This is a genomic window from Marinobacter sp., from assembly GCF_041690455.1.
In the GTDB taxonomy this organism is placed as follows: Bacteria; Pseudomonadota; Gammaproteobacteria; order Pseudomonadales; family Oleiphilaceae; genus Marinobacter.
This window is the reverse complement of the sequence record NZ_JAWLHI010000098.1, coordinates 1-10,050: the sequence shown is the minus strand read 5'-3', so window position 1 is coordinate 10,050 and position 10,050 is coordinate 1. Positions and strand designations below refer to the sequence as shown.

The 10,050-nt window shown below is 58.3% G+C and carries 10 protein-coding genes; 5 read left to right on the top strand and 5 right to left on the bottom strand.

Translation table 11 applies throughout. From position 1 onward, the window contains the following. Positions 1-234 precede the first annotated feature (234 nt). Positions 235-1,437: a tyrosine--tRNA ligase gene (gene tyrS / locus ACESMW_RS17385; RefSeq protein ID WP_372988243.1), complete on the bottom strand. Its 1,203-nt coding sequence runs from the start codon at positions 1,435-1,437 to the stop codon at positions 235-237. 302 nt (positions 1,438-1,739) lie between these two features. Here tyrS and ACESMW_RS17380 point away from each other — a divergent pair, with 302 nt between their 5' ends. Both ACESMW_RS17380 and ACESMW_RS17375 read left to right on the top strand, forming a co-directional pair. Then, the gene (locus ACESMW_RS17380) at positions 1,740-3,134 is read left to right on the top strand and encodes an OapA family protein (RefSeq protein WP_372988242.1); all 1,395 of its coding nucleotides are present in this window, start codon (positions 1,740-1,742) and stop codon (positions 3,132-3,134) included. 4 nt (positions 3,135-3,138) lie between these two features. Further along, a complete protein-coding gene (locus tag ACESMW_RS17375; RefSeq protein WP_372988241.1) occupies positions 3,139-4,236 on the top strand; it encodes an anhydro-N-acetylmuramic acid kinase in 1,098 nt (365 codons plus the stop codon). A gap of 1 nt (position 4,237) precedes the next feature. Here the strand turns inward: ACESMW_RS17375 and erpA are convergent, their stop codons facing one another. From erpA to argC, 4 genes are all read right to left on the bottom strand, one after another. Further along, complete coding sequence (erpA, locus tag ACESMW_RS17370; protein WP_372988246.1) at positions 4,238-4,570, bottom strand: iron-sulfur cluster insertion protein ErpA; 333 nt, start codon at positions 4,568-4,570, stop codon at positions 4,238-4,240. An 84-nt stretch (positions 4,571-4,654) separates the two neighbouring features. Next, the gene (locus tag ACESMW_RS17365; RefSeq protein ID WP_372988240.1) at positions 4,655-5,131 is read right to left on the bottom strand and encodes a polymer-forming cytoskeletal protein; all 477 of its coding nucleotides are present in this window, start codon (positions 5,129-5,131) and stop codon (positions 4,655-4,657) included. A 1-nt stretch (position 5,132) separates the two neighbouring features. Continuing rightward, positions 5,133-5,873, bottom strand: a complete 741-nt coding sequence (locus ACESMW_RS17360) for a DUF6776 family protein (RefSeq protein ID WP_372988239.1) — start codon at positions 5,871-5,873, stop codon at positions 5,133-5,135. 9 nt (positions 5,874-5,882) lie between these two features. After that, a complete protein-coding gene (gene argC, locus ACESMW_RS17355) occupies positions 5,883-6,920 on the bottom strand; it encodes an N-acetyl-gamma-glutamyl-phosphate reductase (protein WP_372988245.1) in 1,038 nt (345 codons plus the stop codon). A gap of 156 nt (positions 6,921-7,076) precedes the next feature. Between argC and ACESMW_RS17350 the strand changes: the two genes are divergently transcribed. The 3 genes from ACESMW_RS17350 to ACESMW_RS17340 all read left to right on the top strand — a co-directional run. Next, positions 7,077-8,852: a chloride channel protein gene (locus ACESMW_RS17350; protein ID WP_372988238.1), complete on the top strand. Its 1,776-nt coding sequence runs from the start codon at positions 7,077-7,079 to the stop codon at positions 8,850-8,852. 3 nt (positions 8,853-8,855) lie between these two features. Then, on the top strand, positions 8,856-9,278 hold the full coding sequence (hemJ, locus tag ACESMW_RS17345; protein WP_372988237.1) for a protoporphyrinogen oxidase HemJ: 423 nt from the start codon (positions 8,856-8,858) through the stop codon (positions 9,276-9,278). Between the two features lie 44 nt (positions 9,279-9,322). Then, on the top strand, positions 9,323-10,050 hold a 728-nt coding region (locus ACESMW_RS17340), incomplete at its 3' end, for a hydroxymethylpyrimidine/phosphomethylpyrimidine kinase (RefSeq protein WP_372988244.1).

Here is a 10,050-nt window from a genome sequence, read left to right as displayed (position 1 = left end):
CAAACGAGGCGCGCATTCTACACTGAACCGCCACCTTGTCAACCGCTTTCTGAAGAAATCTTGAAACCATTTTCTTCAAAGCTTTCAAGCAGTTACTCCCTCCGGCCGCCGCTGCGTCAGTGGCTTGTCCCTCAGAAGTGGTGCGCATTCTACAGCCCTCAGGGAAACTGTCAACGACGAATCTGAAAAAAATCCAAATTCGCCGCTCCCCTGGTTGCAGCGCAACCAGATCGATTACGCAGTAATCAAAACCCTGGCAATTTTCTTCTTACCGGCCTGGATGACGCAGTCATCACCCTCTACAAACATGCGATCACCCTCGAACTGCTTGCCATCCACATAGACAGCTCCCCGTCCGAGGACATCCCTGGCGGCAGCGCCATTCTTTACCAGGCCGGCCAGGCGAAGAACAGCAGCCATCGGCATTTCACTCTTCCCCTCGAGAGACACCTTCACCTCCGGCACATTCTCGGGAATCTCACCAAGCTCGACCCGATTACCGGCAGACTTGTGGGCAGTCTTCGCGGCTTCCTCGCCATGGAAGCGGGTGATGATCTCTTCCGCCAGCAACTTCTTGTAGTCCTGCGGATTGGCGCCACCTTCTACAGCCTTGCGGAATTTCTCCACTTCAGCCAGAGGCCGGAAGCTCAGCAACTCAAAGTAACGCCACAACAGTTCGTCCGGCATGGAAAGCAGCTTGGTGTACATTTCGCCAGGAGCATCATTCACACCGACGTAATTCCCCAGAGACTTGGACATCTTCTGGACACCATCGAGTCCCTCCAGAATCGGCATGGTCAGAATCACCTGCGGCTCCTGGCCGTAATGCTTCTGCAGGATCCGCCCCATCAGAAGATTGAATTTCTGATCGGTACCGCCGAGCTCGACGTCGGCTTTCAGCGCAACGGAGTCGTAGCCCTGAACCAGCGGATACAGGAATTCATGAATGGCAATGGCCTGCTCGGCGCGGTAACGCTTGGTGAAATCATCACGCTCCAACATTCGCGCGACCGTATACTGGCCCGCCAGCTTGATCATGTCGGCAGCGGTCATCTTGCTCATCCAGTCCGAATTGAAAACCACATGGGTTTTCTCGCGATCCAGAATCTTGAATACCTGCTCTTTATAGGAAACAGCATTCTCGCGAACCTGCTCCTCGGTCAGGGGCGGCCGCGTAGCACTCTTCCCGGTGGGGTCGCCAATCATTCCGGTGAAGTCGCCGATCAGGAAAATGATCTCATGCCCAAGATCCTGGAACTGTCGCAACTTGTTAATAAGGACAGTGTGGCCGAGATGAAGGTCCGGTGCCGTGGGATCGAAACCCGCCTTTATACGCAGGGGCCGACCTTGCTTCAGCTTCTCAACGAGCTCCTCTTCCGGAATCAGTTCGTCAACGCCGCGCTTGATGACGGCCAACGCTTCATCTATAGATGCCATGAACTACACGTCCCCGTTAATGTGGTGAAAGATTCAGACCGTTACAGACTTCAACAAAAGAAATCTGCGATTTTGCCGTGCACTTGTTAAAGTAAACGCTCAAATATTACACAGCCCTGAGTGAACAGGGCGGCGTATTATAGCAGTGACGTCGCTAGAAATCCGGAGGATGGAGCAGTAACCGTAATGTTCCACGCTGTCCCGCATGCATTTTATACGGTAATCTGTTGGTCTATACTTGAACAACAGCTTTAATTAGGTAGTTCAACCTGCCGGAATACCGATTAAAACGGGTGCGATACGTGCTAAAAAAGTTTCCCAAGACCCATATTACCCTCGCCGCTGCTACAACCGTTGTGGTGACAGCTGCCGTGCTGATGAGCCCGAGCAGCAATGTTGAAGCCAAGCGCATGTCCTATGCACTGGACCTTGAGCAGGGCACTGTATCCGAGGCGGACGGCAAGCAGGCTGGCACAGCCAACCAGGATCAGCCAATTTCCTCTGCGCCGGCAAAGCCAAAACTGTCGGAAGAGTCCGCGTCAAAAACAATGGAAGAAACCGTTGCCGCGGCACCGGTGGAACCACAGCTGGACTGGCAGACCTTCAAGATCAAATCCGGCGACACACTCTCCTCGCTGTTCAAGAAAGCAGGCTTCAATGACGGTATCATGCTTTCCGTCATTCATGGTGAAGGCGAAGCCGACAAGCTGCAGCGTCTTTACGCGGGTGAAACCATCCGCTTTGCCACCGATGAGGAAGGCGCACTGGCGGGTATCGAACTTCAGCGTAACTTGCTTGAGACCCTCAAGATCACCCGTAATGAAGAAGGCTTCAGCGGCAAAACCGACATGCGGGAACCCGAGGCTCGTCCGGCTTTTGCTTCCGGCGTGATTGACGGTTCCCTGTACCTGGCCGCTCGTGAGGCCGGCATGAATGACCGCCTGACCATGGAACTGGCCGGCATCTTCGGCTGGGATATCGATTTCGTGTATGACGTTCGCAAGGGCGATCGGTTCGAAGTAGTTTACGAGGAACTCTACGTCGACGGAGAGAAATTCGATACCGGCCGCATCCTCTCGGCACGCTTCGTAAACCGGGGTGAGGAGAATCTGGCGCTGCTGTATACCGACAGCAATGGTGACAGCGACTACTACACGCCCGAAGGCAAGAGCATGCGCAAGGCGTTTCTGCGCACCCCGATCAACGCGCGGGTATCCTCGTCATTCAACTTGCAGCGCCGGCATCCGGTACTGGATGTGGTGCGCCCCCATGAAGGTACCGACTACGCCGCACCTCCGGGCACACCGATCAAAGCGGCAGGGAACGGCACCGTTCGCTTTGCGGGCTGGAAAGGCGGCTATGGCCGCACGATCATACTGCAACACGGCAATAACATTACCACCCTCTACGCCCATATGAGAGGCCTGGCGAAGGGCATGAAAAAAGGTGTCAGGGTCAAACAGGGGCAGACCATTGGCTATCTTGGCGCTTCCGGCATGGTCACAGGTCCACACCTGCACTATGAGTTCCGTCTCAATGGGTCGCCGCGTAACTCCCGTACGGTGGATCTCCCGGATGCCAAGCCGGTTCCCGCATCCGAGCTGGCCCGGTTCAAACAGGTCACCGAGCAGCGGGTAGCCCAGTTCGACGTGTTCCGCGAAAACTACCAGCAACTGGCTATGGCTCGGGAAGACTGAGACCATGCAAGCCTGGCTCGGGCTGATGTCCGGCACCAGCATGGATGGCATAGACGCCGTGCTGGTGTCCTTCCGGGACCGTACCGTCCAGATTCACGCAACCCACAGCCTCAGTTATCCGGACGAGCTCCGCCAGCGACTGACCCATGCCAGCCAGAACCAGGCCAGCCCGGATGAAATCGGGGAACTCAACACCCTGACCGGCCAGCTGTTCAGCCAGGCTGCCTCCAAAGCGATTGCAGATTCCGGCCTGGCACCGGACAGCATCGGGGCCATTGGCAGCCACGGCCAGACCATCCGCCACCAACCTTCCGGTTCAGCCCCCTTCTCCTTCCAGATCGGCAACCCGGCTATCATTGCCGAGGTCACCGGCATCACTACCGTTGGTGATTTCCGCAGCCGGGATATGGCCGCCGGGGGCCAGGGCGCGCCTTTGGTGCCAGCGTTCCACAAGGCCTTTTTCGGATCGGACTCAGAGAACCGGTGCATCCTGAACCTGGGGGGCATTGCCAACATCACCTGGATTCCTGCCCAAGGCGCAGGTGCGGTTACCGGATTCGACACCGGCCCTGCCAACGCCCTGATGGACGCCTGGTGCCTGGACCAGACCGGTCGTCCCTACGATGCGGACGGACACTGGGCCCTGGAGGGGAACGTGGACCAGGCAATGCTGGATGACATGCTTTCCGATGCGTACTTCAAGCGCACACCGCCCAAGAGCACCGGCAAGGAGAAGTTCAACCTCGGCTGGGTGAAGACCATGATTGCTCGCCATCCGGAGCTCAAGCCGGAGGACATCCAGAGAACCCTGCTGGAGCTCACCGCGTTGACCATTGCGGACCAGATGCCGGAAACCGGCGTGGATACGGTCTATGCCTGCGGCGGCGGTACCCGTAATCCGGAACTAATGCGTACGCTGGCCCGAACACTGGCACCCGCACGCCTGGCGGAGACGTCGGAACTGGGGCTTGATCCCCAGTGGGTGGAACCGGTGGCATTCGCTTGGCTGGCAAAGCAGGCTATGGAAGGAAAGCCGGGGAATCTTCCGGAAGTAACCGGTGCAAATGGCCCCCGGGTTCTGGGAGCCATTTACCCGGCCTGAATCAGATCGAAAAGGAGCTGCCGCAGCCGCAAGTGGAGGTGGCGTTCGGGTTCTGCACTACAAACTGGGAGCCCTGCAAACCTTCCTGGTACTCGATGGTCGCGCCAATCAGATACTGGTAGCTCATCGGATCCACCAGCAGAACAACCCCGTCACGTTCGATGACAGTGTCGTCCTCGTCCTGATTCTCGTCGAAGGAAAAGCCGTACTGGAATCCGGAACAGCCGCCACCGGTTACAAAGACGCGCAGCTTGAGGTCGGGGTTGTCCTCTTCCTCAATCAACTCACGCACCTTGGCAACGGCACTGTCACTGAAAAACAGTGGGGAAGCCATCTGTTGCTGAACTACACTCAAGCTCGCCTCCGGAAACATCGTTTACAAAGTAGCGATTATGGTATTCCTGACTAAAACAATCAACTATTCGGACTTTCCACCATCTTCCAGCGCTTCTTCAACCGCGTCATCGGACCGAACCGCGGCAGCAGAGTGATCCGAACGATCCTTGGTCAACAGGCCCACCGGCTCACGCTGGTGAACCAGGTTACCATTGACCGTGGCGCCCATGGCCATCTCGATCAGGTTGTAATAGACATTGCCGTTAATGGCTGCCTTTTCCGCCAGCTCAAGGTGGTCAGAGGCGTAGACGTCACCGTTGACCGTACCATTGATGATGACATGGGGAGCGACGATATCACCGGTGACCTCGCCAACCTCCGAAATACGCAGGACTGCGTCACTGCCCTCTTCGGCCACAACTTTACCCTTGATACGGCCATCCACATGCAACCCACCGGAGAATTTCACATCTCCCTCTACCGTGGTCCGTGAGGAAACCAGAGTGTCAAAATGGCCTGCCGGCCGACGTGGTTTTTGCTGCTTTTTCTTACCGAGCATTTCAATTCTCCGTTAAATCATCCCAGTCAAAGGTTCGTTCTGCCTGCGAGGATTTGCGACCCTCGGCCTGTGCCACCACCTGGACTTCAACCGGCTCGAAATCGTCCGGCAGCGCCAGGGTTCCTTCCACATTCTGGAAGAAGCGGAAACGGAACTTTACGCCGAGATCTTCAATATCCTGAGACAGATCACGCAGGGCAATGACTTCTTTCTCTTCGTCGCGCATGCCGATGACATTGACTGCCACCACGCCGGAAATGTAGTTCTTGTTATTACCAACCTGGGTCAGGACCAGCTTGAAATCCCAGGCACCGGGCTGGTAGTCCGGGGCCAGGGTCAGGCTGTCGACCTGGAGCCCCTTGCTGGTCTCGGACGGCGCCATGATATTTTTATAGAAAGTCAGATCGGACTTCAGTGATGCGATGCGGGTTTCCAGCTCGACGATGGTTGTCCGCGCCTGTTTGAGGGCCTGGGCATCAATCGCTTTTCCCCTCTCCAGGTTGACCAGTTGCTGGCGCGCCTCTTTGTAGGTGCTTCGGAGATCATTGAGTTCCTCCTCCAGCACTTCGTTGGAAGCGGAGACATCCGAGAACCGGAAACCACCCTGGGCAAGCCCGGCCGCATAGCCGGCAAGCGCGGCGACTACGGTAAACGCCAACAGGATGGCGGTACGGCGAATGCGGTATCCGGGGCGATGGCGGATGACAACATACTCTTCCGCCGGCTTGCGTGGTTCGCTCACTGATCGTCCTTAAGGCAGTAACGCTGGAGCTTCGAGCCCCATGGTTTCCCGGAAACCGAACATGATGTTCATGTTCTGGACTGCCTGACCGGCCGCACCCTTGACCAGGTTATCGATCACCGAAGAGACGATAACAATATTGCTATCTTCCTGGCGATGCAGGGCCATCCGGCACTGGTTGGCGCCACGGACACTGCGGGTTTCCGGGTGGCTGCCAAAGGGCATCACATCAACAAACGGCTCGTCCCGGTAACGTTCCTCGTACAGGGCCTGAAGACGGCCGAAGCCGGCGGGATCTTTCAGCTCGGCATACAGCGTCGCCTCGATGCCACGAATCATCGGAATCAGGTGCGGCACAAAGGTCACACCCACCTGGCTGCCGGCGGCTCCGGTCAGGCCCTGGCGGATCTCCGGTAGATGACGGTGGCCCGAGGCTCCATAGGCCTTGAAACTCTCGCCAATCTCGCCATGCAACATGCCGATCTTGCCCTGGCGCCCTGCGCCACTGGCTCCGGACTTGGCATCGGCAATCAGACGCGCAGGGTCAACCAGCCCCTGCTCCAGCAGCGGCAGGAAGCCCAGCTGGACTGCGGTCGGATAACAGCCCGGATTGGCGACCAGCTGGGCACCCCGAATTTCTTCCCGGACCACTTCCGGCAGACCGTAGACAGCCCTCTCCACCCACTCCGGGGTTTCATGGCGCATGCCGTACCACTGGGCCCAGACATCCAGATCCTTGAGCCGGAAATCCGCAGACAGGTCAACGACACGCACACCGGCGTCCATCAGTTCAGGCACCATACGCATGGCCACACCGTGGGGCGTGGCAAAGAACACCAGGTCACAAGCCTTGAGCACGTTGGCATCGGGCTCGGAAAACTCGAGATCGAAGTGCCCGCGCAGGTTGGGGTACATATCCGCTACCGGCATGCCGGCCTCGGAGCGGGAAGTTATGCAGCTGACAGTTACTTCCGGGTGAACCGCCAGGATTCTCAGCAGCTCCACACCGGTATAGCCGGTGCCACCAACGATGCCTACTTTAATCACCATTTTCTCCAGCGACGTCGAATCAGGAATTGGAAGTTTGATGGTGTAGTCTACCATGATAAACCAACGACTTATTGCAGCGTGGAGGCCGACCGCTACAATGTTGTCACAAACCCGTTAACGCATTGTCATACCTGAACCGGAATCCCTGCGATCATGCGGAACATCTGGCACCAGATCACCGAAAACCTGATCCCTGTATTCCGCCGCAGGCTTTCGGGTGTCGACGCGCTTCCGCAACTGGCGGTACTGGGACTGTTATCCGGCCTGATCACCGGGGGCGTGATCCTGCTATTCCGGCTCGCCATCGAGTGGCCTCTTGAGTACTTCCTGCCTGGCACCGGATCCGAATCCTTTGAGCAACTGGACGTCCTGACTCGGGGGCTCTTACCGCTCGCCGGCGCCCTCGCTCTGGGACTGATGCTGCACCGACTGGCCATACACGACCGCAAGGTCGGTATTGTCCACGTGATGGAGCGCCTGAATTACCACCAGGGTTACATTTCGCTGCGCAGCGCCATTGTCCAGTTTGTCTCCGGCGTCAGCACGGTAGTAACCGGCCAGTCAGCGGGTCGGGAGGGGCCGGCCGTGCACCTGGGCGCGGCGTTCTCCAGCCTGATGGGGCAGTGGATGCGCCTGCCCAACAACAGCATCCGGACCCTCGTGGCCTGCGGTTGTGCCGCCGCCATCTCCGCCTCGTTCAACACTCCTATCTCCGGCGTGCTCTTCGCCATGGAAGTGGTGATGATGGAATATACCATCGCCGGCTTCACTCCAATCATCCTGGCGGCGGTGAGTGCGGCCATCGTGACCCAGGCGGTCTATGGATCGGAACCCGCCTTCAGCGTACCGGCGCTGACCATGAACTCCCTGACAGAGATTCCCTGGATCCTCGCCATTGCGGTAATCATCGGTATTGCTGCGGCGCTGTTCATCCAGCTGGTGGATGCCATGGGCCGCCACCACCATCAACCGGTGCTTCTGCGCATTGGTATTGCCGGCGCCCTGATGGTGCCCTTCGCGGTGTTCATTCCCGAGACCATGGGCATCGGTTATGACACGGTCAACGCAACCATCAATGGTAATCTGGGATTCTGGCTCCTGTTATCGGCAGGCGCAGCCAAGCTATTGATAACCTCGCTCACCATCGGGCTCGGCATGCCCAGCGGCGTCATCGGCCCGACCCTGTTCATGGGGGCGACCCTGGGCGGCGCCATGGGGCTAGTGGGGGCACAGATCGCACCGGACACTGCCTCCTCCGTTGGCTTCTATGCCATGCTTGGCATGGGGGCGATGATGGGAGCCGTGCTGCAGGCCCCGCTGGCCGCACTTATGGCAGTGATGGAGCTGACCCGCAACCCGAACATCATCCTGCCCGCCATGCTGATCATTACCACGGCCAGCCTGGTGACCAGTGAGGCCTTCGGCAAAAAATCACTGTTCCTGACCATCCTCAAGAGCCAGGGCCTGAGTTACCAGAACTCGCCCGTCATCCAGGCGCTGCGCCGGGTGTCGGTAGGCGCCATCATGGACCGCAATATCCTGCGTACGGAACGGCACCTCACCATCGAGGAAGCCCGAAAGATCCTCAAGTCCGAGCCCAAGTGGCTGATTGTAGAGGGCAGCAGTGGCCCGACGGCCCTGCTTCCGGCGGTAGACCTTGCCCGATACCTGGAGGATACCGAGGAAACCGCGGCCGAAGAGGAGATCGAGATGCCGGAATCCATCGATCTTATGGACATCCCCGCTAACCGTCGGGACGTTGCACCGGTACAATACCAGGCAACCCTCGAGGAAGCTCTGAACGAGTTCGATACCACCAATGCCGAGGCCCTTTACGTGCAGCGGCACGTCGCGCCCATGATCCAAAGGGTGTACGGCGTGGTATTGAAGTCAGACATCGAAAGCTACTACCAATACCGACGGAGTTAACGGATGCTGTGGGTAAAAGCGTTCCACATAATTGCCATGGTGTGCTGGTTCGCCGGCCTTTTCTACCTGCCGCGGTTGTTTGTCTACCATGCTGCCTGCAAGGATCAGCCGGGCCGTGACCGCTTCAAGATCATGGAACGCAAGCTGTATCGGGGTATTACCACCCCTTCCATGATCGCCACGGTGGCCCTTGGCATCTGGCTGATCAGTTACAATGTCTCCGGGTATTTCAGCCAGGGCTGGCTTCACGCCAAACTGGTGCTGGTTGCCCTGTTGATCATCTACCACTTTTATTGCGGCCATCTGGTCAAGGTGTTCCGGGATGACATGAACCACCGAAGCCATGTGTTCTATCGCTGGTTCAATGAACTGCCCGTGTTCGTCTTGCTTGCGGTGGTGATACTCGCTGTTGTCAAACCGTTTTAAGGAGCAGAGCCATCAAACGCTACACCCGTCCCCAGGTTCTTGTCCTGTCCGGGCTCGACCCCTCCGGTGGCGCCGGGATCCAGGCCGATATCCAGGCCATCACCTCCCTGGGCTGTCACCCCCTGCCGGTACTGACCTGCCTGACGGTACAGGATACGTGTAACGTCTATGACGCCCAGCCTGTGGACAGCTCACTGATTCGCAGACAACTGGAGTGCATTGCAGCGGATGCCCCCATCCATGCCATCAAGACCGGGGCTCTGGGGAACGCCGAGGTTGTCGATGTCCTGGTGGAGTTCATCAAGTCCCGGCCCGGAATTCCGGTGATTACCGACCCGGTAATCAAAGCCGCTGGCGGTGGTGACCTGGCGGACGAAGCGCTCATCACCGCCATGAAGGAACGCCTGTTTCCGCTGGCCGAGATGATCACACCAAACGGCATTGAACTGGCCATGCTCGGTGGCAGCGAGGAGCCGGAGCAGGCAGCGAAGCAGCTGATGGATCGGGGCTGTGAATCGGTGCTGGCCACCGGCGGCCACGGTACCGGCCTTCATATCATCAATACCCTGTACAACCACAATCCGGAACCCATGCGGTGGGAGATCGAGCGCGTGGGTGGTGAATACCACGGCACCGGCTGTACCCTGGCCGCGGCCATTGCGGCCGGACGGGCATCCGGGCTGTCGGCCCGGGCCGCCATTTCCCAGGCCCAGAATTACGTCAACCGGGCGATTCTCCATGCCCTGGAGGTGGGCAAAGGCCAGCCCGTTCC

What these genes read in the sequence shown, in the direction of transcription:
- tyrS (WP_372988243.1), bottom strand. Translation starts at nt 1,437, where the DNA reads ATGGCATCTATAGATGAAGCGTTGGCCGTCATCAAGCGCGGCGTTGAC.
- ACESMW_RS17375 (WP_372988241.1), top strand. Translation starts at nt 3,139, where the DNA reads ATGCAAGCCTGGCTCGGGCTGATGTCCGGCACCAGCATGGATGGCATA.
- erpA (WP_372988246.1), bottom strand. Translation starts at nt 4,570, where the DNA reads ATGGCTTCCCCACTGTTTTTCAGTGACAGTGCCGTTGCCAAGGTGCGT.
- ACESMW_RS17365 (WP_372988240.1), bottom strand. Translation starts at nt 5,131, where the DNA reads ATGCTCGGTAAGAAAAAGCAGCAAAAACCACGTCGGCCGGCAGGCCAT.
- ACESMW_RS17350 (WP_372988238.1), top strand. Translation starts at nt 7,077, where the DNA reads ATGCGGAACATCTGGCACCAGATCACCGAAAACCTGATCCCTGTATTC.
- hemJ (WP_372988237.1), top strand. Translation starts at nt 8,856, where the DNA reads ATGCTGTGGGTAAAAGCGTTCCACATAATTGCCATGGTGTGCTGGTTC.